The sequence below is a fragment of the Stenotrophomonas sp. TWI809 genome (assembly GCF_039673205.1).
GTDB lineage: Bacteria > Pseudomonadota > Gammaproteobacteria > Xanthomonadales > Xanthomonadaceae > Stenotrophomonas.
Genome location: NZ_JBDJLE010000007.1, coordinates 62,345 through 86,230, shown reverse-complemented (window position 1 = coordinate 86,230; position 23,886 = coordinate 62,345). Strand labels below are relative to the sequence as shown.

The 23,886-nt window shown below is 67.2% G+C and carries 23 protein-coding genes; 17 read left to right on the top strand and 6 right to left on the bottom strand.

All coding sequences use genetic code 11. The annotated features are described in order from the left end of the window. Nucleotides 1–56 precede the first annotated feature (56 nt). The 5 genes from efp (at nt 57) to ABE472_RS07670 (ending at nt 4,369) form a co-directional block, all read left to right on the top strand. A complete protein-coding gene (efp, locus tag ABE472_RS07690) occupies nt 57–626 on the top strand; it encodes an elongation factor P (protein ID WP_019182820.1) in 570 nt (189 codons plus the stop codon). 249 nt (nt 627–875) lie between these two features. Further along, complete coding sequence (locus tag ABE472_RS07685) at nt 876–2,219, top strand: TRZ/ATZ family hydrolase (protein ID WP_346465981.1); 1,344 nt, start codon at nt 876–878, stop codon at nt 2,217–2,219. Between the two features lie 16 nt (nt 2,220–2,235). Beyond that, nucleotides 2,236–2,967 carry a bifunctional 2-polyprenyl-6-hydroxyphenol methylase/3-demethylubiquinol 3-O-methyltransferase UbiG gene (ubiG, locus tag ABE472_RS07680; protein ID WP_346465980.1) on the top strand — a complete coding sequence of 244 codons (732 nt, stop codon included), beginning with the start codon at nt 2,236–2,238 and terminating at the stop codon, nt 2,965–2,967. Further along, nucleotides 2,960–3,643 carry a phosphoglycolate phosphatase gene (locus ABE472_RS07675; RefSeq protein WP_346465979.1) on the top strand — a complete coding sequence of 228 codons (684 nt, stop codon included), beginning with the start codon at nt 2,960–2,962 and terminating at the stop codon, nt 3,641–3,643. The genes ubiG and ABE472_RS07675 overlap by 8 nt, the downstream gene beginning before the upstream one ends. 18 nt (nt 3,644–3,661) lie before the next feature. Further along, on the top strand, nt 3,662–4,369 hold the full coding sequence (locus ABE472_RS07670; RefSeq protein ID WP_346465978.1) for a squalene/phytoene synthase family protein: 708 nt from the start codon (nt 3,662–3,664) through the stop codon (nt 4,367–4,369). Nucleotides 4,370–4,400: 31 nt separating this feature from the next. On the opposite strand, the gene ABE472_RS07665 is transcribed toward ABE472_RS07670, so the two are convergent. Genes ABE472_RS07665 through yidD form a run of 3 tightly spaced genes read right to left on the bottom strand, consistent with a single transcriptional unit; the run spans nt 4,401 to nt 6,850 of the window. Then, nucleotides 4,401–5,246 (bottom strand): M23 family metallopeptidase, encoded by an 846-nt coding sequence (locus tag ABE472_RS07665; protein WP_313218910.1) that lies wholly within the window; start codon nt 5,244–5,246, stop codon nt 4,401–4,403. After that, a complete protein-coding gene (locus tag ABE472_RS07660; RefSeq protein WP_313212358.1) occupies nt 5,246–6,592 on the bottom strand; it encodes a dihydroorotase in 1,347 nt (448 codons plus the stop codon). Before ABE472_RS07660 ends, ABE472_RS07665 begins: the two co-directional genes overlap by 1 nt. After that, a complete protein-coding gene (gene yidD / locus ABE472_RS07655) occupies nt 6,593–6,850 on the bottom strand; it encodes a membrane protein insertion efficiency factor YidD (protein ID WP_121038212.1) in 258 nt (85 codons plus the stop codon). It abuts the gene before it with no gap. Between the two features lie 272 nt (nt 6,851–7,122). On the opposite strand from yidD, the gene dksA reads away from it, so the two are divergent. Further along, a complete protein-coding gene (gene dksA / locus ABE472_RS07650; RefSeq protein ID WP_313212357.1) occupies nt 7,123–8,394 on the top strand; it encodes an RNA polymerase-binding protein DksA in 1,272 nt (423 codons plus the stop codon). A 297-nt stretch (nt 8,395–8,691) separates the two neighbouring features. Here dksA and ABE472_RS07645 read toward each other — a convergent pair whose 3' ends face one another. The 3 genes from ABE472_RS07645 to cysS form a co-directional block, all read right to left on the bottom strand. Beyond that, on the bottom strand, nt 8,692–9,945 hold the full coding sequence (locus ABE472_RS07645) for an MFS transporter (RefSeq protein ID WP_123730715.1): 1,254 nt from the start codon (nt 9,943–9,945) through the stop codon (nt 8,692–8,694). Continuing rightward, nucleotides 9,942–10,382 (bottom strand): SufE family protein, encoded by a 441-nt coding sequence (locus ABE472_RS07640; RefSeq protein ID WP_313212355.1) that lies wholly within the window; start codon nt 10,380–10,382, stop codon nt 9,942–9,944. Before ABE472_RS07640 ends, ABE472_RS07645 begins: the two co-directional genes overlap by 4 nt. A 150-nt stretch (nt 10,383–10,532) precedes the next feature. Beyond that, a complete protein-coding gene (gene cysS / locus ABE472_RS07635; RefSeq protein WP_313212354.1) occupies nt 10,533–11,900 on the bottom strand; it encodes a cysteine--tRNA ligase in 1,368 nt (455 codons plus the stop codon). Between the two features lie 256 nt (nt 11,901–12,156). Here cysS and ABE472_RS07630 point away from each other — a divergent pair, with 256 nt between their 5' ends. The 11 genes from ABE472_RS07630 to ABE472_RS07580 all read left to right on the top strand — a co-directional run bounded on the left by ABE472_RS07630 (nt 12,157) and on the right by ABE472_RS07580 (nt 23,814). After that, a complete protein-coding gene (locus ABE472_RS07630; RefSeq protein WP_313212372.1) occupies nt 12,157–12,729 on the top strand; it encodes a hypothetical protein in 573 nt (190 codons plus the stop codon). A gap of 361 nt (nt 12,730–13,090) precedes the next feature. Continuing rightward, nucleotides 13,091–14,101, top strand: coding sequence for an N-acetylornithine carbamoyltransferase (locus ABE472_RS07625; RefSeq protein WP_123730719.1), 1,011 nt, complete (start codon nt 13,091–13,093; stop codon nt 14,099–14,101). Between the two features lie 80 nt (nt 14,102–14,181). Further along, complete coding sequence (locus ABE472_RS07620) at nt 14,182–15,375, top strand: argininosuccinate synthase (protein ID WP_313212353.1); 1,194 nt, start codon at nt 14,182–14,184, stop codon at nt 15,373–15,375. A 155-nt stretch (nt 15,376–15,530) separates the two neighbouring features. Continuing rightward, on the top strand, nt 15,531–16,619 hold the full coding sequence (locus ABE472_RS07615) for an acetylornithine deacetylase (protein WP_346464652.1): 1,089 nt from the start codon (nt 15,531–15,533) through the stop codon (nt 16,617–16,619). A gap of 73 nt (nt 16,620–16,692) precedes the next feature. Then, nucleotides 16,693–18,018, top strand: a complete 1,326-nt coding sequence (locus ABE472_RS07610; protein WP_313212351.1) for an acetylglutamate kinase — start codon at nt 16,693–16,695, stop codon at nt 18,016–18,018. A gap of 5 nt (nt 18,019–18,023) precedes the next feature. Then, nucleotides 18,024–18,623 carry a GNAT family protein gene (locus ABE472_RS07605; RefSeq protein ID WP_259261505.1) on the top strand — a complete coding sequence of 200 codons (600 nt, stop codon included), beginning with the start codon at nt 18,024–18,026 and terminating at the stop codon, nt 18,621–18,623. Next, nucleotides 18,620–19,573, top strand: coding sequence for an N-acetyl-gamma-glutamyl-phosphate reductase (gene argC / locus ABE472_RS07600; protein ID WP_346464651.1), 954 nt, complete (start codon nt 18,620–18,622; stop codon nt 19,571–19,573). Before ABE472_RS07605 ends, argC begins: the two co-directional genes overlap by 4 nt. Before the next feature lie 75 nt (nt 19,574–19,648). After that, the gene (argH, locus tag ABE472_RS07595) at nt 19,649–20,944 is read left to right on the top strand and encodes an argininosuccinate lyase (RefSeq protein ID WP_346465977.1); all 1,296 of its coding nucleotides are present in this window, start codon (nt 19,649–19,651) and stop codon (nt 20,942–20,944) included. Between the two features lie 69 nt (nt 20,945–21,013). Continuing rightward, nucleotides 21,014–21,274 (top strand): YciI family protein, encoded by a 261-nt coding sequence (locus tag ABE472_RS07590; RefSeq protein WP_313218896.1) that lies wholly within the window; start codon nt 21,014–21,016, stop codon nt 21,272–21,274. A gap of 13 nt (nt 21,275–21,287) precedes the next feature. After that, nucleotides 21,288–22,436 carry a glutamate 5-kinase gene (gene proB, locus ABE472_RS07585; protein ID WP_121038175.1) on the top strand — a complete coding sequence of 383 codons (1,149 nt, stop codon included), beginning with the start codon at nt 21,288–21,290 and terminating at the stop codon, nt 22,434–22,436. Between the two features lie 115 nt (nt 22,437–22,551). After that, nucleotides 22,552–23,814, top strand: coding sequence for a glutamate-5-semialdehyde dehydrogenase (locus tag ABE472_RS07580; RefSeq protein ID WP_346465976.1), 1,263 nt, complete (start codon nt 22,552–22,554; stop codon nt 23,812–23,814). The last annotated feature ends 72 nt before the right edge of the window (nt 23,815–23,886 follow it).

Here is a 23,886-nt window from a genome sequence, read left to right as displayed (position 1 = left end):
CCATTCTATCCGGCTCGCCGCGCCTGCGCGGCGTTTGCCCATTCAGGAGTTTCAGCATGGCCACTGTTGGCATGAACGACGTCAAGAACGGGATGAAGATCCTGGTCAACAATGAACCAGCGGTCATCACCGAGACCGAATACGTCAAGCCGGGCAAGGGCCAGGCCTTCACCCGCATGAAGTACCGCTTCATCAAGTCGGGCCGCGTGGTCGAAATGACCATGAAGGCCACCGATGACGTGGAGAAGGCCGACGTTGTGGATACCAACATGGACTTCATGTACAGCGACGGCGAGTTCTGGCACTTCATGGACCCCGAATCCTTCGAGCAGGTCCAGGCCACCAAGGCCGGCATGGGCGGCGCCGAGAAGTGGCTGAAGGGCGAAGAGTCCTGCATCGTCACCCTGTGGAACGGCGAGCCGATCTTCGTCCAGCCGCCGAACTTCGTGGAACTGAAGATCACCGAAACCGATCCGGGCGTCCGTGGCGACACCTCGGGCGGCGGCGGCAAGCCGGCCACCCTGGAAACCGGCGCCGTGGTCCGCGTGCCGCTGTTCGTCAACCAGGATGAAATCATCAAGGTCGACACCCGCTCGGGCGAATACTCCGCACGCGCAGGCAAGTAATCCGGCAAAGCCGGATTACGGTAGAGCCGACCGTTGGTCGGCTGCGGCACCGGCCGACACCGCACCCGGTAGAGCCGACCGTTGGTCGGCTGCAGCACCGGCCGACACCGCACCCGGTAGAGCCGACCGTTGGTCGGCTGCAGCACCGGCCGACACCGCACCCGGTAGAGCCGACCAACGGTCGGCTCCACCTCCAAGCGTCCCGGTCGCCCACACCCTCGGGTCGTCCGCCCAGACAAGTGAGCCCGCATGACCGACACCGCCCGCATTCCCGAAGCCTGTGACCTGTTGATCGAAGCCGGTTACGTGGTCCCGATCGAGCCGCATGCGGTGGTGCTGGAAGACCATGCCGTGGCCGTGCGTGGCGGCGAGATCATCGCGATCCTGCCGCGTGCCGACGCGCGCGAGCGCTTTGCGCCCAAGCAGACCGTCTCGCGCCCGGAGGCGGCGCTGATGCCGGGCCTGGTCAATGCGCATACCCACAATCCCATGACCCTGCTGCGGGGCGTCGCCGACGACCTGCCGCTGATGGTCTGGCTGCAGCAGCACATCTGGCCGGTGGAAGCGGCGGTGATCGGCCCGGAGTTCGTGGCCGACGGCACCACCCTGGCGATCGCCGAAATGCTGCGCGGCGGTACCACCTGCGCCAACGAAAACTACTTCTTCTCCGACGTCCAGGCCGCCGTCTACAAGCAGCACGGGTTCCGTGCGCTGGTCGGTGCGGTGATCATCGATTTCCCGACCGCCTGGGCCAAGACCGACGACGAGTACTTCGCCAAGGCCGGCGAGCTGCACGACCAGTGGCGCAACGATCCGCTGATCGGCACCTCGTTCGCCCCGCACGCGCCGTACACCGTCAACGACGCGAACTTCGAACGCGTGCGCATGCTGTCCGACCAGCTGGACATGCAGGTGCACCTGCACACGCATGAAACCGCGCAGGAGATCAGCGACTCGATCAAGCTGCATGGCCAGCGTCCGCTGGCGCGTCTGGATCGGCTCGGCCTGGTCAACGACCGCCTGATCGCGGTGCACATGACCCAGCTGACCGAGGCCGAAATCCACCTGTGCGCCGAGCGCGGCGTCAGCGTGGTGCACTGCCCGGAATCCAACCTCAAGCTGGCCTCCGGGTTCTGCCCGGCCTGCGCGCTGCAGCGCGCCGGTGTGAACCTGGCGATCGGCACCGACGGCTGCGCCAGCAACAATGACCTGGACATGTTCAGCGAGAACCGCACCGCGGCGATCCTGGCCAAGGCCGTGGCCAATGACGCCACCGCGCTGGACGCGGCCACCACGCTGCGTGCGGCCACCCTGGGCGGCGCACGCGCGCTGGGCTTCGGCGACCGCATCGGCTCGATCGAGGTCGGCAAGCAGGCCGACCTGGTCTGCGTGGATCTCTCCGCGCTGGAAACCCAACCGCTGCACCATGTGCTTTCGCAGCTTGTCTACGCCGCCGGCCGCCACCAGGTCAGCGATGTCTGGATCGCCGGCCAGCCCAAGCTGGTCCAGCGCGAACTGGTCGGCATGGACACCGCCGCGATCGTCGCCAACGCCCGCCAGTGGCGCGAGCGTATCCGACACATCCGTGCTTGATGCATCAAGGATCCCCATGAACACCCCCCATGCTTCCACCAATTTCGATCAGGCCGAACTGGACAAGTTCGCCGCGCTCGCCAACCGCTGGTGGGACGTCGATGGCCCGCAGAAGCCGCTGCACGCGTTGAACCCGGTGCGCCTGCAGTACGTCGCCCAGCGCGTCACCCTGCGCGGCGCCCGCGTGCTCGATATCGGCTGCGGTGGCGGCCTGCTCAGCGAAGCGCTGGCCAAGGAAGGCGCGGACGTCACCGCGATCGATCTGGCCCCGGAACTGGTCAAGGTCGCCCGCCTGCACGGGCTGGAGTCGGGCGTCACGGTCGACTACCGCGTGCAGGCCGCTGAAGACCTGGCCGCCGAACAGCCGGGCAGCTTCGATGTGGTCACCTGCATGGAAATGCTCGAGCACGTGCCGGACCCGGGCGCGATCATCGCCGCCTGCCACCGTCTGCTCAAGCCGGGCGGGCAGCTGTTCCTGTCCACCGTGAACCGCACCCCGGCCGCGTTCGCCGTGGCGATCGTCGGTGCCGAGTACGTGGCACGGCTGCTGCCCAAGGGCACGCACCACTACCAGGATTTCATCAAGCCGGCCGAGCTGGGCAAGTGGCTGCGTGAGGCTGATTTCAACCTGCGCGATGTCAGTGGCATGGCCTATGAGCCGTGGCGCAACCGTGCCCGCCTGAGCATGCGCACCGACATCAACTACCTGGCCCACGCGGTCAAGCCGGACGACGCGGCACGTGTCTGAGTTCGGTTTCCCGCCGGCGGTGCTGTTCGATCTGGACGGCACCCTGCTGGACAGCGCACCGGACATGCTGGCCACCGCCAACGCGATGCTGGCCGCTCGCGGGCGCGCGCCGATCACCCTGGGGGCGTTGCGCCCGGTGGTCTCCAAGGGCTCGCGCGCGATGGTATCGGTGGCCTTTCCCGAGCTGGGGCAGGCCGAGCGTGATGCGCTGGTGCCGGAGTTCCTTGCGCGCTACGAAGGCCTGATCGGCCAGCATGCCGTGCTGTTCGATGGCATCGCCGGCATGCTCGACGCGCTCGATGCGGCCGGCTGCGCGTGGGGCATCGTGACCAACAAGCCCGAGTATCTGGCCCGGCTGATCGTGCCGCAGCTGGGCTGGCAACAGCGCTGCAAGGTGCTGATCGGCGGCGACACCCTGGCCCAGCGCAAGCCGAATCCACTGCCGCTGTTGGCCGCCGCCGAGCGCATGGGCATCGCCCCGGGCACCTGCATCTACGTGGGCGATGACGAGCGCGACATCGTCGCCGCCAACGCCGCCGGCATGGCCTCGGTCGCCGCGCTGTGGGGTTACCGGCTCGACGCCGACGATCCCGTGGCCTGGGGCGCCGATACGCTGATCGCACTTCCCGAACACCTGCAACATGCCAAGGCGTGGCCGCTTCCGCGCACGCTCTAGCCTTTCAAGGAATACACCGTGAGTACTCCAAGCGCCCTGGACAGTTTCCTGGACAAGTGGCGGACCCGCTGGCCCGAGTGGCAGGTGGCCGAACGCTTCGTGCCCGAGAACCAGCGCACCCTGGTGGTGGCGTGGTTCTCGCTGCTGCAGGAGTTCGACGACATCCTCAATACCGCCGGCGACCCGATGCCCTCCGATGCCAAACTGGCGTGGTGGGGCGAAGAGCTGCGCAGCTGGTCCGCACAGCGCTCGCGTCATCCGCTGGGCCGCGTGCTCGAGCCGGTGCGCGCGCCGTGGGCGCAGCTGGCCGAGACGCTGCCGGATCTGATCGACGCGCGTGCGGTGCCGGTCGATCCGGCGCAGGCGCTGCGCTCGCTGCAGGCGTATGCGGCCGCTGTGGCCGCGGTCGAGGCGGTGATGTTCGATACCCCGGCGCGTGGCGATGTCGCCACCCCGGTGCTGGTGCAGACCCTGGCCCAGCGCCTGCATGAGAGTGGCGTCGCGGCGATTCCGCGTTCGCTGCTGGCCGAGGATGACACTGCCGCGCCGGGCCGGTGGGCGCAGCAGCTGCTGGCCAAGTGGCCGGCGCGGGTTGCCGGCCCGCGGCCCCGCCGGCTGTATGCCGTGTTGGCCCGTGCCCGCCAGCAGACCTGGGCGCAGGACCGCCAGTACCAGGCCACGCCGATGCGGACGCTGTGGCTTACCTGGTGGGCTGCGCGAGGCTGAGCGTGCTTGCCGGCCAGCGGCCGGCACTTCGTTATTTCCCGCGTTCCAGCACCAGCAGCGGGTCGATACGGGTATCGAACCAGTTCATGCCCCAATGCAGATGCGGGCCGGTCGCGCGACCGGTCGCACCGACGGCGGCGATCACCTGACCCTGCTCGACGCGGTCGCCGACGTTCACGTCGATGCGCGACAGGTGCAGGAAATTCGAACTGATCCCGAAGCCGTGATCCAGCAGCAGCGTGCCGCCGGTCAGGTACAGGTCCGGGCCAGCAAAGGTGACCACGCCTGCGGCCGGTGCCTTCACCGGGGTGCCGGTCGGCACCGCGATGTCCATGCCGGAGTGGCCCGAACCGGGTTGGCCGTTATAGACGCGCGCATTGCCGAAGCGGCCGCTGATGCGGCCCTGCACCGGCCAGATGAAGGCCTGTGCGAAGTCGGCGCGATTGTCATCGCGGGCACGCGCGGCGGTGACCTGCGCCTGCTCACGCTTGATCCGCTCGGCAATCGCCGGCGGCGGATTGACCGTCTTGGGGGGCACGCCGTTGACGCGCTCGGTCGGCCAGTCACGCGGGGTGACCGCGATGCTGGCCGTTTCGCTGCCGCCGTCCGGGCGCGTCACCTGCACCTGCAGCGGACCTTTCTCATCGCGGCCGATGCCGAACACCACGCTGCCGTACCCGCTCACGCGCAGGGTGCGGCCGCCGTATTGCACGACGCTGCCGGCCGGCACCTTGCCGATCACCATCGCGCCCTGCGAGGCGCTGGCCGGAAACACCACACGCGCATCGGCCTGGGCCACGGCGGGCGAGGGCAGCAGACTGCCCATCGCTACGACGCCTGCGGCCGCCAGGGCCGCGCTCAACACCCGTGCCCGCATCAGCGGTCGAAGCTCATGCGCTGGCCGTTCGGCGAACCCACCAGTTTCTCGCCATCCCACGCCAGCTGCCCGTTGACCCAGGTCGAGGCGATGCGCGAACGGAAGGTGGTGCCCTCAAACGGCGACCAGCCGCACTTGGACAGCACGTCTTCGCGCTTGACGGTGAAGGGCACATCTTCGACCAGCACCAGATCGGCGAAGTAGCCTTCGCGCAGGTAGCCGCGCTGGCTCACGTCGAACAGCTGCGCCGGTGCGTGCGCGAACTTCTGCACGACCTGGGTGATCTCCAGCTTGCCTTCGTGCACCAGTTCCAGCGCGGCGACCAGTGCGTACTGCACCAGCGGCAGGCCGGACGGCGCCTGTGCATAGGGCTTCTGCTTTTCTTCCCAGGTGTGCGGCGCATGATCGGTGGCGAGCACGTCGATCACGTCATCGGCCACGGCGCGGGTCAGCGCTTCGCGGTCGCTGGCTTCCTTGATCGCCGGGTTGCACTTGATCAGGTTGCCCAGCCGCGCGTAATCGCTGCGGTCGAAGCGCAGGAAGTGGATGCAGGTTTCGGCGGTGATCTGCTTGCGGCTGCCATCGGCGCGGATCAGCGGGCCGCGTTCGAACAGGGCCAGCTCATCGGCGGTGGAGATATGCAGCACGTGCAGGCGGGTGCCATGCTTTTTGGCCAGCGACACGGCCAGCTCGGAGGACTTCAAACAGGCCTCGCGCGAGCGGATGTCCGGGTGCTGCTCGGCGCTCAGTGCATCGCCATATTTCTCGGCGTACTCCTTGGCCTTGGCATCGATCATCGGCGTGTCTTCGCAGTGCGTGATGATCGGTGTGGGCGCGTCGCGGAAGATCGCATCGAGCGTTTCCGGGTTGTCCACCAGCATGTTGCCGGTGGACGCGCCCATGAACACCTTGATGCCCGGCGCGGTCTTGGGATCCAGCGACTGGATGTGTGCCAGGTTGTCGTTGCTGGCGCCCATGTAGAAGCCGTAGTTGGCGCGCGCGCGGCCGGCGGCGGCATCGTACTTGGCCTGCAGGATTTCGGCGTTGAGCGTGGGCGGGTTGGTGTTGGGCATGTCCATGAAGCTGGTCAGGCCCCCGGCGACGGCCGCGGCCGATTCGGTCGCGATGTCGCCCTTGTGGGTCAGGCCGGGCTCACGGAAATGGACCTGGTCGTCGATCATGCCCGGCAGCAGCCAGCGGCCGGCGGCGTCGACCACGGTTTCGCCGGGACGGGCGTCCAGGCCGGGGCCGATCTGCGCGATGCGGCCATCTTCGATGCGCAGGTCACCCTGGGTGACGGTGCCTTCGTTGACCAGGCGGGCGTTGACGATGAGCGTGGAGGACATTCAGTGTTTTCCTGTGCAGCGGCAGGTGGCGTCGTGCGCGGCGCGCGGGGGCACCTCGTCGATGCCACCGGGATGGAAGGGATGGCAGCGGCCCAGCCGGCGCGCGGCCAGCCAGCTGCCGCGCGCGGGGCCATGGGTGGCGATGGCTTGCATGGCGTATTCAGAACAGCTGGGCATGAAGCGGCAACGCGGCCCCAGCAGCGGGCTGATGAAGCGCTTGTAGAAGCGCAGCAGGGCGATGAGCAGGCGTGAGATCACCCCCCAATCTTATTCCAGTTGGCATGAAGGGCGCATTTGTCGCAGGATGGGGCGTTGGACCCGTCCGCACCCACGCGCGCGACGGGCCGCCCCGGCGGTGTCGCCGGGTCAGGTACCGAACTGCGCACGTTGGCCCGCCTGCCAGGCGGGCCGGTCGCACGCCTTGCGACTCCGGGGCTGAACGGAGTAGGCGGTGTGGTTGCTGCTGCTGGTCGGGTAGGCTATAAAGGCCCGCTTTCCCGGGCCCCGGGGAATCCAAGGAAGAGCGTTTCGTGGCTGCTAAAAAAACTGCAAAGAAGGCCGTCAAGGCCGCCAAGAAAACCGCCAAGCCTGTTGTAAAGAAGTTGGCGGCCAAGTCCGTTGCCAAGAAGCCGGCCGCCAAGCCGGCTGGCAAGCCTGCATCCAAACAACCGGCGGCCAGGACGGCACCCGTTAAAAAGGCGGCCAGCACGTCGCCGGCCAAGACCGTCAAGAAGGCTGTCGCCAAGAAGCCTGCTGCCAAGACGGTGGTGGCCAAGAAGACCGTCGCCAAGAAGGTCGTTGCCAAGAAGTCGACGGTCGCCAAGCCGGTTGCCAAGCCCGCCAAGCGCGCGGCAGGCAAGCCGGTGAGCAAGGCGCCCGTCAAGAAAGCCGCTGCCAGCAAGACGGCAGCCAAGAAGACCGTGACGCCTGCTGTCGCCAAACCGGCGTCCAAGCCGGCACCGGCGAAGAAGACCGCAGTCAAGCAGGCACCGGCCACGCCGGTAAAGGCCAGCAAGACCGCCAGCAAGCCCGTGGCATCCAAGCCGGCCACCAAGCCGGTTGCAGCACCCGTAGTGAAGTCCGCACCGAAGCCGGCATCGCCGGCGCCGGCCAAGTCTGTCCCGGCCAAGAGCCCGGCCAAGGCGGCACCTTCTCCGGCGTCCACGCCGGCGCCGGTCGCCCCTGTCGCCGCCTCCAAGGCCCCGCAAAACAAGAATCCCGTGCCCGTTTCGAAATCGCCTGCAAAAACCCCCGCCAAGTCCGAGTCCGCCCCCAAGCCCGTGTCCCGTCCGGTCGGCAAGGTCGCCGTTGCCGTGGCAGCGCGTTCGGCCGCCCCGGCCCCTCGCACCAAGGTGAAGGTGGTGGAATACAAGACTGACGAAGCCACCGGTCGTCCGATCCTGCCCGACGGTTACAAGCCGAGCGCGGAAGAGGAATACATGAGCCCGCTGCAGCTGGAGTACTTCCGCCAGCGCCTGCAGCACTGGCGCAATGATCTGGTGGAGGAATCCAAGCAGACCATCGCGAACCTGCAGGAAGAAGTGCGTGATATCGGCGATGAGGCCGAGCGCGCCACCCGCGAGACCGAGAACTCGCTGGAACTGCGTACCCGCGATCGTTATCGCAAGCTGATCGGCAAGATCAACAGCACGCTGAAGCGTCTGGAAGATGGCGATTACGGTTTCTGTGTGGATACGGGCGAAGAGATTGGCCTGGATCGTCTGGAAGCCCGCCTGACTGCTGAGCGCACGATCGATGCGCAGGAGCGTTGGGAGCATCTGCAGAAGCAGCAGGGCGACTGATCGCGCTGTTGGTCATGCTGTTCTACGAAAAACCCCGGCTTCGGCCGGGTTTTTTTTGGCTGGCTGTTTTTGGTTCGGGTGGGTTCGCGTTGGTCGCGAAGGGCGTTGGCGCCTTGCTGTCTGGTGCTCGAGTGGGTCGGGCAGCCCGGTCCGGGTCCTGCACTGCGCTGCCCGGCCGCCCAACCGCAGGAACAAGCAGGCGCCGAACCCGCGGCCCCGGCAGCCCCAGCCGCGCAGCGCGAGCCAACCGGCCCGGTGTCCAGCTGGGGAGCCCCAAGCGGCCGGCCGGCCAAATCCTCAATGCAGATCGCGCAGATTCAACCGCCGCAGCGTCGGATTCTTCCAGGCCGTAATGCCCGCCACGCTCAACACCGCAAAGCCCCCCAGCACCACCGCCGGGACCAGCCCCAACAGCTTCGCCATCGTGCCCGCATAGAACGCGCCCAACTCATTGGACGAACTGATGAAAATGCCATTGATCGACGACACCCGACCACGCATCTCCTCCGGCGTCGCCAACTGCAGAATCGTCGAACGCACCACTACCGACACACCGTCGAACGCACCGTAGAACAACAGAATCGCCGCCGACAGCCAGAAATTCGATGACAGGCCGAACCCGATCACGCACAGACCAAAGCCGGCCACCGCGAACAACAGCACACGCCCCGCATTGCGCTGCAACGGCCGACGCGCCAGCCACAGCCCCACGCACACCGAGCCCAGCGCCGGCGCCGCCCGCAGCACGCCCAGCCCCTCCGGCCCGTGGTGCAGGATTTCGTGCAGGAACGCCGGCAGCATCGCCACCACGCCGCCGAGCAGCACCGAGAACATGTCCAGCGCCATCGCCCCGACCATGATCCTGTTGCCGAGCACGAAACGGCCGCCCTCGGCGATGCTCTTGAAGATCGGCGCCGCCGGGCCCGTATGCACCGGCTCGGAGACGCGCAGCGCCGCCAGGCAGCCCAGCGCGATCAGCGACACGCCGACCGCCACGCCATAGGCGACGCCCTTGCCGCCCCACGCCACCAGGGCGCCGCCCAGTGCCGGGCCGACCACCATGCCGGTCTGGAACACCACCGCGCCCAGTCCCGCGCCACGCGCGTACTGCGTGCGCTCCAGCACGCGGGCGAACAGTGCGTTGTAGATCGGCGAGAGGAACGCGCGGACCATGCCGGTCAGTGCGATCGCCGCATAGATCGGCCACACCCCGTGGAACGGCAGCCAGCCCTGGGCGACCGCGGTCAGCACCAGTGCGGTCATCACCAGCCCGCTGCAGGCGACCATGCCCAGTCGGCGGCGGGGAAGGTGGTCGACCAGATAGCCGGCAAACGGCGCCACGCAGAAGAACGGGAGCACTTCGGCCAGGCCGACCAGGCCCAGCGAGAACGGATTGCGGGTGACTTCGTAGATATGCCAGCCGACCGTCACCGCGACGATCTGGTAGGAGAGCATCGCGAAGATGCGGTAGGCCAGCACCAGCGAAAAGCCCGGGCGGGCCAGCAGCTGCAGGGCGCTGTCCGGCTCCTGTGGATCGGCGGAGAGCGTCACGACTGCGCTTGGGCAGTGTCGCGGATGAAGGCCAGCATTGCCGCCACGCCGTTGCTGCGGGTCGGGGACAGGTGGCGCGACAGCCCGATGTCCTGGATGTAGCTCGGCTCGGTGGCCAGAATCTCGGCCGCCGAACGGCCCGAATAGACGCGCAGGGCCAGGTAGATCAGCCCGGAGACGATCGCCGAATCACTGATGGCGTGGAAGCGCAGCGCCTCGGCATTGCCCTCCGGCACGATCCAGACCATGGACTGGCAGCCAAGCAGACGATGCTCCTCGGTCTTCCACGCTTCCGGGAAGGTGGGCAGTTTGCGGCCGAGGTCGATCAGGTACTGGTAACGCTCGGACCAGTCGCCGAAGAAGGCGAATTCCTCGGCGATGGCGGCCTGGGCTTCAGCAGCGGTGGGTTCGAGCGGGAACGGGGAGGTGGGGGTCATGGGGGCTCCGGGTCGGTGTTCGCCGTCCGTGGGTGACCGTGCAGTTGCGGGGGGAGGCAGCCCGGCCGTCCGTGGCCGGGGCGATGTCATGGCAGTGCCCAGTGGATCGGGCGGTGTCCGGTAGCGCCCGACGGTCAGCCGGGCGGTCTTTCAGCGCTTGCGCGACCAGCGCACGCCCTGGGCGGTGTCTTCCAGCACGATGCCCTCGGCGGCCAACTGGTCGCGGATCGCATCGGCGCGGGCGAAGTCGCGGGCCTGCTTGGCCGCGGCGCGTTCATCGATCAGGGCCTGGATGGCCGCATCGTCGTCGTTGCCGCCTGCGGTGCCAAACCAGGCCGCGGGATCCTGCTGCAGCAGGCCCAGCGCCAGGCCGGCACCGAGCAGCGCGGACTTCCAGTGCGCCTTGTCGGCGTCGGCAGCCTTGCGTGCCTCACCGGCGATACGGGCCAGCTCGGCCAGCGCCTGCGGCGTATTGAGGTCGTCATCCAGTGCGGCCTCGATCTCGGTCGGAATCACCGCAGCGGCGTCCACCTCGACCAGATCGCGCAGCGTGCCGTACAGGCGGTCCAGGGTGCGCACCGACTGCTCGATCAGCGCATCGGACCAGTCCAGCGGCTGCCGGTAGTGGGCCGACAGCAGCGCATAGCGCAGCGCCTCGGGGGCATGCTGGCGGACCAGATCGTGCACGCGCTCGATGTTGCCGATCGACTTGCTCATCTTGGCGCCGCCGAAGTTGAGCATGCCGTTGTGCAGCCAGAACCGGGCGAAGGTCTGCCCGCCGTGCGCGCACTCGCTCTGGGCGATCTCGTTCTCGTGGTGCGGGAACTGCAGGTCCACGCCGCCGGCATGGATATCGATGGTCGGCCCCAGGTGCGCGGCGGCCATCGCCGAGCACTCGATGTGCCAGCCCGGGCGGCCACGGCCCCACGGCGATGCCCAGCCCGGCAGGTCGTCGCTGGAGGGCTTCCACAGCACGAAATCGCCCGGGTCGCGCTTGTACGGGGCGACATCCACGCGGGCACCGGCCAGCATCTCGTCCGGGTCGCGGCGCGAGAGCTTGCCGTAGTCGGTGTAGGAGCTCACCGAGAACAGCACGTGGCCTTCGGCCGCATAGGCATGCCCGTTGGCGATCAGCTGCTCGATCATGGTCACGATCTGGGGGATATGCGCGGTGGCTTCCGGCTCGATATCCGGCGGCACCACGCCCAGTGCGGCCATGTCCTCGCGGTAGGCGGCGGCGAAACGGTCGGTAATGGTGCTGATCGGCACGTTCTGCTCGCGCGCGGCCGTGTTGATCTTGTCATCCACGTCGGTGATGTTGCGCGCATAGCGCAGGCCGCCGAAGCGGCGACGCAGCAGGTCGGCCAGCACGCCGAACACCACCGGCCCACGGGCATTGCCGATGTGGACGTAGTTGTAGACCGTGGGGCCACACACATACAGGGTCGGACAGGTCGGATCGAGCGGGGTGAACGGTTCGAGCTGGCGTGTCAGGTTGTTGTGCAGGCGCAGGGTCATGGGGGTCGGGAGCGGGGGTAAGCGGTCGATTTTAGAACGTGTCGGGGGCTTTGGGGGGATGTGGGGCACGGCAGGCCGGCGGCCTCGGCCGCTGGCGGTGTGGCTGAAGGCTTCAGGCGTTCCGGCCCGTCGTGGCGGGCTTCCGGCCCCGCGGGTGGGGTCGGCCTATGGGCAGAAACGTCACGGAAGGGTAATGTTCAGCCCCTTGTGCTTGGCACTGCCTAAACTATCCCTCTTGTCCTTTTCCCTGTTGCCAATGAAATCCGCTTCGTTGTTGACGCTGGTCTGCCTGCTCGGAAGTGCCGCCTTCGGGGCGTGCGCCCAGGAGGGTGAGGTGCGCAACCGGGTGGTGATCGTGGAGAACGTCAAGTTCGACTACGCCCAGGTGCTCAACGTCGAGCCGGTCTTCCAGACCCTGCGCGCCACCCGCACCGAAGAGCACTGCGAGCCGGTCTCCACCCGCACGCTCGCGCCGGTCAATGTCACCGGCGAGGAGCCGCAGGAAGACAAAGGCCGCTTCGGCCGCTTCATGGATTCGGTACGCTCGATCTTCCGCCGGGAAGACGGCAGCACCGACGAAAGCGGCTACGCCGAGACGGTGGTGGTCGAGGCCACGCCGGCCAACACCGGGCCGTTGTTGACCCGGGACTGCAAGATCATCCCGGTCGGCCGTGAGTTCCGCCGCCCGATCGCCTACGACGTGGACTACGTCTACAAGGGCACCAAGTACCGTTCCCGCCTGCCGGAAGACCCGGGCAACCGCCTCAAGATCCGGGTCTCGATCACCCCCTGGGTGGGCAACGATCAGGCCGGTGGCGCCAACCCGTGACTCCCGGCATCGCCCCGGGCGTGGATGCCTTCAACCTGAATTGTCATTCAGGCCTTGCACGCACTCCGGGTGCATGCAAAGATGGGCGGCCATGAAACTCACCGACTTCCAGCACGACACCAGCGCCGCCCGTATGGCTACGGGCATGACGTCGCGTGCCCGCCGACCGGAACCCCACATTTTCGCTGGGTAACCGGAGCTTCGTGCTGCCTGTTTGGAAAACCCAGCCCCCGCGCTGGGTTTTTTCGTTTCTACGATCTGAAAAGTTTCATCTGTATACGTTTTGTTGAGCCCTGAACGCGCCCCGGCGCCCCCAACCTCCACCGGTGACGGTGGAAAACCAGCCGCAAAGGATCGATCGATGTCCCTGAAGCACTTCCTGAACACCCAGGATTGGAGCCGCACCGACCTGGATGCCCTGTTGACCCAGGCCGCGTTGTTCAAGCGCAACAAACTGGGTGACGAGCTCAAGGGCAAGTCGATTGCCCTGGTGTTCTTCAACCCCTCCATGCGTACCCGCACCAGCTTCGAGCTGGGTGCGTTCCAGCTGGGCGGGCACGCGATCGTGCTGCAGCCGGGCAAGGACGCCTGGCCGATCGAGTTCAATCTGGGCTCGGTGATGGACGGGGACACCGAGGAGCACATCGCCGAAGTGGCCAAAGTGCTCGGCCGCTATGTCGACCTGATTGGCGTGCGTGCCTTCCCGAAGTTCATCGACTGGACCAAGGACCGCGAAGACGAAGTGCTCAAGAGCTTCGCCAAGTACTCGCCGGTGCCGGTGATCAACATGGAAACCATCACCCACCCGTGCCAGGAACTGGCCCACGTGATGGCGCTGCAGGAACACTTCGGTACCCAGGACCTGCGCGGCAAGAAGTACGTGCTGACCTGGACCTATCACCCCAAGCCGCTGAACACCGCGGTGGCCAACTCGGCGCTGACCATCGCCACCCGCATGGGCATGGACGTGACCCTGCTGTGCCCGACCCCGGATTACATCCTGGATGAGCGCTACATGGGCTGGGCCGAGCAGAACGTGGCCGAGAGCGGCGGCTCGCTCCAGGTCAGCCATGACATCGCCAGCGCCTACGCCGGCGCGGACGTGGTGTACGCCAAGAGCTGGGGCGCGCTGCCGTTCTTCGGCAACTGGGAACCGGAAAAGCCGATCCGCGACCAGTACAAGCACTTCATCGTGGACGAAGCCAAGATGGCGCTGACCAACAACGGCGTCTTCAGCCACTGCCTGCCGCTGCGCCGCAACGTGAAGGCCACCGACGGCGTCATGGACTCGGCGCAGTGCATCGCGATCGACGAAGCTGAAAACCGCCTGCATGTGCAGAAGGCGATCATGTCGGCGTTGATCGGCCGGTAACGCCATCAACGGGTATTGAACATTGCAGCCGACCAACGGTCGGCTCTACCCAACTTTTTTCCCTATTGGACCTGACCCCCATGAGCAACAAAGACATCGTCCTGGCCTTCTCCGGTGGACTCGACACCAGCTTCTGCGTGCCGTACCTGCAGGAGCGCGGCTACAACGTGCATACCGTGTTCGCCGACACCGGCGGCGTGGATGACGAAGAGCGCGATTTCATCGAGAAGCGTGCGGCCGAACTGGGCGTCACCAGCCACGTCACCGTCGATGGTGGCCCGGCGATCTGGAGCGGCTTCGTCAAGCCGTTCGTGTGGGCCGGTGAGGGCTACCAGGGCCAGTACCCGCTGCTGGTGTCCGACCGTTACCTGATCGTGGATGCCGCGCTCAAGCGCGCCGCCGAGCTGGGTACCAACATCATCGCCCACGGCTGCACCGGCATGGGCAATGACCAGGTCCGCTTCGACCTGGCCGTGAAGGCGCTGGGCGACTACCAGATCGTCGCGCCGATCCGCGAAATCCAGAAGGAACACACCCAGACCCGCGCCTACGAGCAGAAGTACCTGGAAGAGCGCGGCTTCGGCGTGCGCGCCAAGCAGCAGGCCTACACCATCAACGAGAACCTGCTGGGCCTGACCATGTCCGGCGGCGAGATCGACCGTTGGGAAGCCCCGGGCGAGGGTGCCCGGGGCTGGTGCGCACCGCGCAGCGAATGGCCGGAACAGGCACTGACGGTCACCTTGAAGTTCGTCGAGGGCGAAGCCGTCGAGCTGGACGGCAAGGCGCTGCCGGGTGAGCAGATCCTGGCCAAGCTCAACAAGCTGTTCGCCCCGTACGGCGTGGGCCGTGGCGTCTACACCGGTGACACCGTGATCGGCCTGAAGGGCCGCATCGTGTTCGAAGCGCCGGGCCTGGTCTCGCTGCTGGCCGCGCACCGCGCGCTGGAAGACGCCGTGCTGACCAAGCAGCAGAACCGCTTCAAGCCGGACGTGGCGCGCAAGTGGGTGGAGCTGGTGTACGAAGGCTTCTACCACGACCCGCTCAAGACCGACATCGAAGCCTTCCTGAAGTCCTCGCAGGCCAAGGTCAACGGTGAAGTGGTGCTGGAAACCCGCGGTGGCCGTGTCGATGCCGTGGCCGTGAAGTCGCCGCACCTGCTCAATGCCAAGGGCGCCACCTATGCACAGTCGGCCGACTGGGGCGTGGAAGAGGCCGAAGGCTTCATCAAGCTGTTTGGTATGAGCTCGACCTTGTACGCGCAGGTCAACCGCTAAGGCGATTCACCGGGGTGACGGCCGCTGGCCGGCGCCTCGCAAAGCCGATGGAGGGGTAGTGCCCGGCGCAGGCCCGCGGCTGGGACCGCCCGCTCAATGGAGAGCCCGCCCACGGGCGGCACTACCGATTTTGAACCCTACGGATACTCAGACACATGTTGGAACAGACACTCGATCATCTGCAGCAGCTCGTGTCCTTCGACACGCGCAATCCGCCGCGGGCGATCACCACCGGCGGCATCTTCGATTACCTGCGTGCGAACCTGCCCGGGTTCAACGTGGAGGTGATCGACCATGGCGACGGTGCGGTCAGCCTGTATGCGGTGCGTGGCACCCCGAAGTACCTGTTCAACGTGCACCTGGATACCGTGCCGGACTCGCCGCATTGGACGGCCGACCCACACGTGATGCGGCGCGCCGAGGACCGCGTGATCGGGCTGGGCGTGTGTGACATCAAGGGCGCTGCGGCGGCCTTGGTGGCTGCTGCCAACGCCAGCGATGGCGATGCCGCGTTCCTGTTCTCCAGCGACGAGGAAGCCAACGATCCGCGTTGCATCGCCGCCTTCCTGGCCCGTGGCATTCCGTATGAAGCGGTGCTGGTGGCCGAGCCGACCATGAGCGAAGCGGTGCTCGCGCACCGTGGCATCAGCTCGGTGCTGATGCAGTTCACCGGCCGCGCCGGGCATGCCTCGGGCAAGCAGGACGCGGCGGCCAGTGCACTGCATCAGGCGATGCGCTGGGGCAACCGCGCGTTGGACCATGTCGATTCGTTGTCGCATGCGCGCTTCGGCGGGCTGACCGGCCTGCGCTTCAACATCGGGCGCGTGGAAGGCGGCATCAAGGCCAACATGATCGCGCCCGCCGCCGAGGTGCGCTTCGGCTTCCGTCCGCTGCCGTCGATGGATATCGATGCGTTGCTGGCGACCTTCGCCGGTTTTGCCGAACCGGCCGCGGCGCAGTTCACCGAGACCTTCCGGGGCCCCAGTTTCCCGGCCGGCGACATCGCCGAAGCGGAAAACCGCCGCCTGGCCGCGCGCGACGTGGCCGATGCGCTGGATATTCCGATCGGCAACGCGGTGGACTTCTGGACCGAGGCGTCACTGTTCTCGGCCGGCGGCTACACCACGCTGGTGTATGGCCCGGGCGACATCGCCCAGGCCCACACCGCCGATGAGTTCGTGACGCTGGAGCAGTTGCAGCGTTACGCCGAATCCGTGCACCGCATCATCGCGCACGGCGCCTGATCGAATGACGCCGTCGTGGTCCCCCACTGACGGAACTCCCATCGCGGCCCCGGCCGCCTGCGACGATATCGAAATGCCTTCTTCCCAGCCCCACCGCCAGACCCGTCAGACCATCGTGCGCCTGCTCTCGAGCATGGCCAGCGCGAAGGAGATCAGCCAGTACCTCAAGCGTTTCTCGCAGCTGGACGCCAAACGCTTCGCCGTGGTCAAAGTCGGCGGCGCGGTGCTGCGCGATGACCTGGAGGCGCTGACCTCCTCACTGTCGTTCCTGCAGGAAGTCGGCCTGACCCCGATCGTGCTGCATGGCGCCGGTCCGCAGTTGGATGCCGAACTGTCGGCGGCCGGCATCGAGAAGCAGACCGTCAACGGCCTGCGCGTGACCTCGGCCGAAGGGCTGGCGATCGTGCGCCGGGTGTTCCAGGCCTCCAATCTGCAACTGGTCGAAGCCCTGCAGCAGAACGGTGCGCGCGCAACCTCGATCACCGGCGGCGTGTTCGAAGCCGAGTATCTGGACCAGGCCACCTACGGCCTGGTCGGTGAGGTCAAGAAGGTCAACCTGGCTCCGATCGAAGCCAGCCTGCGCGCCGGCTCGATCCCGGTGATCACCAGCCTGGGCGAAACCCGCTGCGGGCAGATCCTCAACGTCAACGCCGATTTCGCCGCCAACGAGCTGGTGCAGGAACTGCAGCCGTACAAGATCATCTTCCTGACCGGCACCGGCGGCCTGCTTGACGAAGAGGGCAAGGTGATCGACTCGATCAACCTGTCCACCGAGTACGACCAGCTGATGCAGCAGCCGTGGATCCATGGCGGCATGCGGGTCAAGATCGAACAGATCAAGGACCTGCTGGATCGCCTGCCACTGGAGTCCTCGGTGTCGATCACGCGCCCGGCGGACCTGGCCAAGGAGCTGTTCACCCACAAGGGTTCGGGCACGCTGGTGCGCAAGGGCGAGAAAGTGCTGCGCGCCACCGCCTGGGACGAACTGGACCTGCCGCGCCTGAAGCAGCTGATCGAATCCAGCTTCGGCCGCACCCTGGTGCCGGACTATTTCCAGAAAACCAAGCTGCTGCGCGCCTATGTGAGCGAGAACTATCGCACCGCGGTGATCCTCACCGACGAGCCCGAAGGCGTCTACCTGGACAAGTTCGCGGTGCTCGACGATGCGCAGGGCGAGGGCCTGGGCCGCGCGGTCTGGAATGTCATGCTGGACGAAACCCCGCAGCTGTTCTGGCGCTCACGCAACGGCAACCCGATCAATCACTTCTACTACGCCGAATCCGATGGCTGCTACAAGCAGGGCCACTGGAAGGTCTTCTGGTTCGGCGCCGATGGCTTCGACCGCATCAAAGCGTACGTCGAGCATTGCGCCGCACGCACCCCCAGCCTGGAGGGCTGAACCTCATGAATCTCGCCGATTGGACCAAGGTCCCCACACTGGCCGGCACACACGCCCGGCTGGAGCCGCTGCAGATGGCGCATATCGATGGCCTGCGCGGTGCACTGGGGGATGGCACCTTGTCCAAGCTCTGGTACACCCAGGTGCCCAGTGCGAAGACCATGACCGCCTACGTCCAGGCCGCGCTGCAGGCGCAGGCGGAGGGCAAGGTGTTGCCGTTCGCGGTCCTCAACGAGGCCGATGAAGTGGTCGGCACCACCCGCTACTACGATCTGGACGCCGAGGTGCCGCGCCTGAGCATCGGCTACACCTGGTACGGCGAGGCCGCCCAGCGCACCGGCATCAATACCGAAACCAAGCTGATGCTGCTCACGCATGCCTTCGAGCGGCTGGAATGCCTGAGCGTGGTGTTCGAGACCAGCTGGTTCAACCTCACCTCGCGCACCGCTATCGCGCGGTTGGGGGCCAAGCAGGACGGCGTGCTGCGCAACCACAAACGTCACCCGGATGGCACCCCGCGCGACACCGTCATCTTCTCCATCATCGATGCGGAATGGCAGGGGGTGAAACGCCACCTGCAGCACCGCCTGGACGCACACGCATGAGCACCAAGACCTTCACCGTCGGCATCGTCGGCGCCCGCGGGCACACCGGCGCCGAGCTGATCAAGCTGATCGCCGCCCACCCGCACCTTCAGCTGGGCTTCGTGTCCTCGCGCGAACTGGCCGGGCAGCGCGTGAGCGATCACCACAGCGACTGGCACGGTGAACTGCAGTTCGAGAACCTCGACGCCGACGCTGTCGCCGCCAAGGGCATGGATGCGGTGATCCTGGCACTGCCCAATGGCCTGTCCGCGCCGTTCGTCACCGCGCTGGATGCGGCCAGGCCGGACACGGTGATCGTCGATCTGTCGGCCGATCACCGCTTCGAGCCGAGCTGGTATTACGGCCTGCCGGAGCTGACCCGGGGCGACTACCTGGGCCAGAAGCACATCAGCAATCCGGGCTGCTACGCCACCGCGATGCAGCTGGCGATCAGCCCGCTGCTGCAGCAGCTGGCCGGCCCGCCGCAGTGTTTTGGTGTGTCCGGCTACTCCGGCGCGGGCACCACGCCCTCGGACAAGAACAATCCGGAACTGCTGCGTGACAACCTCATGCCGTATGCGCTGACCAACCATGTGCACGAGCGCGAAGTCACTGCGCACCTGCGCGTGCCGGTCGAGTTCATGCCGCATGTGGCGCCGCACTTCCGCGGCATCACCATGACCGTGAACCTGTGGCTCAACACGGTGGTCAAGCGCGAGGACGTGATCGCGCTCTATCAGAAGTACTACGCCAACGAAGCGTTGATCGACGTGATCGACGAAGCGCCCTGGGTAAGCCAGATTGCGGGCCGGCACGGCGTGCAGATCGGCGGCTTCGACGTGGCCCCGGGCGGCAAGCGCGTGGTGGTGGTGGCCACCCTGGACAACCTGCTCAAGGGCGCGGCCACCCAGGCGATGCAGAACCTCAACCTGGCACTGGGCCTGGACGAACTGGCCTCGATCCCGCACTGAATTCCCACGGCGCCGCGCGGCCCCCTGCGCGCGCCCTGACAACCCGGCGGAGCGAATCCGCCTACGGAGCAAGACATGGCAGACCTTCTGTGGCAGAAGCCCGGCGTGGCGGTAGACGCCAAGATCCAGACCTTCCTGGCCGGCGATGATGTGATCCTGGACCGCGAGTTCTTCCTGTACGACGTGGCAGCCAGCAAGGCGCATGCGCAGGGCCTGGAGAACATCGGCATTCTCGGCGACGACGAACGCGTCGGCCTGCAGCGCGAGCTGGATGTGCTGGCCGAGGATTTCCGCAGTGGTGCGTTCGTGCTGGATGAGCGCTTCGAGGATTGCCACTCGGCGATCGAAGCGCGCCTGACCGAGCGCCTCGGCGATGCCGGTCGCAAGATCCACACCGGGCGCAGCCGCAACGACCAGATCCTGGTGGCGACCCGGTTGTGGCTGAAGGACAAGCTGCTGCGCGTGGCCGAGCTGAGCCGCGAGATCGCCAAGGTGGCGCTGGACCGTGCCGAGGCCGAAAAAGACCTGCCGGTGCCGGGCTATACCCACATCCAGCGCGCCGTCGTGTCCTCGGCGGGCATGTGGTGGGCCGGCTGGGCCGAAGCCTTCATCGACAACGCGATCCGCGCGCACGACACCTTCAACCTGGTCGACGCCAATCCGCTCGGCACGGCCGCCGGTTATGGCGTGAACCTGCCGCTGGACCGCGCGCACACCACCGAGGCACTCGGTTTCGCGCGGATGCAGATCTCGCCGATCTATGCCCAGCTGTCGCGCGGGAAGTTCGAGCTGGCCGCCCTGGAAGCGCTTGGCGGCGCCACGCTGGATCTGCGCCGCATCGCCTGGGACCTGTCGCTGTTCACCAGCGGCGAGTTCGGCTTTGTCGCGCTGCCGGCGCAGTACACCACCGGCAGTTCGATCATGCCCAACAAACGCAACCCGGACGTGATCGAACTGATGCGGGCCACCCACGCCAGCGTGGCCGCGGCCCGCACCGAGATCGAGCAGCTGCTGTCGCTGCCGTCGGGCTATCACCGCGATCTGCAGAGCAGCAAGGGCGCGATCTTCCATGGCTTCGGCCGCGGTCTGGCCGCGCTGGAACTGCTGCCGGCGCTGCTGGCCAACCTGGAATGGCGCGACGACAAGCTGCGTGCGGCGATCGATTCGGGCATGTACGCCACCGATGTCGCCGTGGAAGCGGCGGTGGCCGGTGTGCCGTTCCGCGAGGCCTACAAGGCCGCCGCCGCGGCGGCGGATACGGCCGGGCAGGGGCGGACCCCCGAAGGCAGCCTGGCCGCGCGCGTGTCGCCCGGCGCGGCCGCCGACCTGCGGCTGGATGAGCTGCGCGCCCGCTGGGCCGCACTGGTGTGATCACGACGGCGGCCGCAAGGCCGCCGTTTTTGTAACGTCTTGCCGGGCGCGCCCGGGAAAAGGACTCACATGAAAATCTGTTATCTGGTGATGGTCACCCGCACGCCGGACTTCCGCGATGAGGTCGGTGCCGAGCACGTGCGCTTTCTCGATGAGGTGCGGGCCCGCGGGCAGCTGCTGCTGACCGGTGGCTTCACCGACAAGAGCGGTGGCGCCTACGTGCTGCAGGACATCGCCGATCTGGCCGCTGCACAGGCGCTGGTCGACACCGATCCACTGCTGGTGCAGGGCAGTGCCACCGCCCGTATCCACGAATGGAGTACGCGCTGAGCGCACCGACCCCATGAACCAGTCCGTGCCTTCGCCGTTCACCGAACAAGCCGTTCCGCAGTGGAAACGCGCCGTCCTCAAAGTGGGCAGCAGCCTGCTCGCGGCCGATGGCGGCGGCCTCTCGCCCCGCCACGCACTGGGGCTGGCCCAGTTCGTCTCGGCCAATGTCCTGGCCGGGCGTGAAGTGGTGATCGTGTCCTCCGGCGCGGTTGCCGCGGGTCGGGCGATCGTGCCGCGCGCGCTGGAAGCCGGGGCGGCGATGGCCGCACGGCAGGCACTGGCGGCGCTGGGCCAGGCGCAGTTGATCGGGCTGTGGCAGCGCTTCTTCGAACGCCCGGTGGCGCAGGTGCTGCTGACCCATGACGACCTGCGCAACCGTCGCCGCTATCTCAATGCCCGCGCCACGCTCAACGAACTGCTGCGGCTGGGCGCGCTGCCGGTGGTCAACGAGAACGACACCGTTTCGGTGGATGAGCTCAAGCTCGGCGACAACGACAATCTGGCTGCGACCGTCGCTGCGCTGATCGACGCCGACGTGCTGTTCATCGCCACCGACATCGACGGCCTGTACAGCGCCGATCCGCGGCGTGATCCACAGGCACGGCCGATCCACGATGTGCCCGAGCTGACCGTCGAGGTGCTGGCGATGGCCGGGGGGGCCGGCAGCGGCGCGGGCACCGGCGGCATGCATACCAAGCTGGAGGCCGCGGCCAAGGCCGGGCGTGTCGGCATCGAGACCTGCCTGTTCAACGGGCGCAGCGCCGAGGTGGTGCGCGCGCTCAGCCAAGGCCGCCTCTTCGGCACCCGCATCCACGCCGCGCAGACCCGCGTGGCCGCGCGCAAGTACTGGCTGCGGCACGCGCCGCTGGAACCGGGCGCGATCCTGGTCGATACCGGTGCGGCCGATGCGCTGCGTGGCAAGGGCGCCTCGCTGCTGCCCGGCGGCGTGGTCGGCGCGGAAGGGGACTTCCGCCGCGGTGACATGGTCGAGATCCGGCAACGCACCGAGGCCGGCGAGGTCTGCCTGGCCCGTGGTGTCAGCCAGTACTCAGCCAGCGATATCCGCCGCGTCGCCGGGCGCCACTCGCGCGACATCGAAAGCGTGCTCGGCTACAACTACGGTGGCAACGTCATCCACCGTGACGATCTGGTGTTGCTGTAAAGCGTAAGAACATCCACGGGAGAGCCACGCCATGCGTGGCTGCGCAGCCTGGGCCGTTCGACCTCCCCCAGCCACGCATGGCGTGGCTCTACCGTGTTTTTTCAAGGATATTGAGATGGTCGCCAGTTCCACTACCGACATCCGCACCCAGGCGCTGGCCTGCCGCGAGGCTGCCCAGCAACTTGCTCAGCTGTCCTCCGCCGCCAAGGCCGATCTGCTCGAAGCGATGGCCGCGGCGCTGGGCGCGGATACCGATGCGATTCTCGCCGCCAACGCACGCGACCTGGCCGCCGCCACGGAGAAGGGCGTCGGCACGGCGATGCTGGATCGCCTGGCCCTGAACCCGCAGCGGCTGGCCGGTATCGCCGCCGCGCTGCGCGAGGTCGCCGCGTTGCCCGATCCCGTCGGGCAGGTGACCCGCGATGACGTGCGTCCCAATGGCATCCGCGTGCAGAAGGTGCGCGTGCCGCTGGGCGTGATCGCGATGATCTACGAAGCGCGCCCGAACGTGACCGCCGATGCGGCGGCGCTGTGCATCAAGGCCGGCAACGGCGTGATCCTGCGCGGTGGCTCGGAGGCGATCCAGTCCAATGCCGCGATTGCCGCGTCGCTCAAGCGGGCGCTGCGCGAGGCCGGCATTGCCGATGCAGCGCTGACGCTGGTCGAGGATCTGCGCCGCGAGACCATGCTGGCGCTGCTGCAGCTCAACGACCTGATCGACCTGGCGATTCCGCGCGGCGGGGAGGGGCTGATCCGGTTCGTGGCCGAGCATGCCCGCGTACCGGTGATCAAGCATTACAAAGGCGTCTGCCATCTGTACGTGGACCGCGCCGCCGATCCTGCGCTGGCGCTGCGCCTGCTGGTGGACGGCAAGTGCAGCCGGCCGTCGGCCTGCAATTCGCTGGAGACGCTGCTGGTGCATGCCGACCTCGCGCCGACCTTCCTGCCGTTGGCGGCGAAGGCGCTGGCCGAACGTGGTGTGCAGCTACGCGCCGATGCGGTGGCACGCCAGTGGCTGCCCGATGCTGACGTGGCCAGCGACGACGATTACGCCGCCGAGTACCTGGACCTGATCATCGCGGTGCGCGTGGTGAAGGACCTCGATCAGGCACTGGCGCATATCCAGCAGTACAGCTCGGACCACACCGAGGTGATTGCTACCGACGATGCCGCAGCGGCAGAGCGCTTCGTGCACGCGTTGCGTTCGGCGGTGGTGATGGTCAACGCCTCCTCGCGCTTCTCCGATGGTGGCGAGCTCGGCCTGGGTGCGGAGATCGGCATCTCCACCACTCGCCTGCACGCCTATGGCCCGATGGGGCTGGAAGCGCTCACCGTGGAGCGCTTCGTCGTCCGCGGCGAAGGCCAGACGCGCGCGTGACCCGGTAGAGCCGGCCGCTGGCCGGCTCCTTCCCATCGTGGCAACCCGTGGAGCCGGCCAGCGGCCGGCACT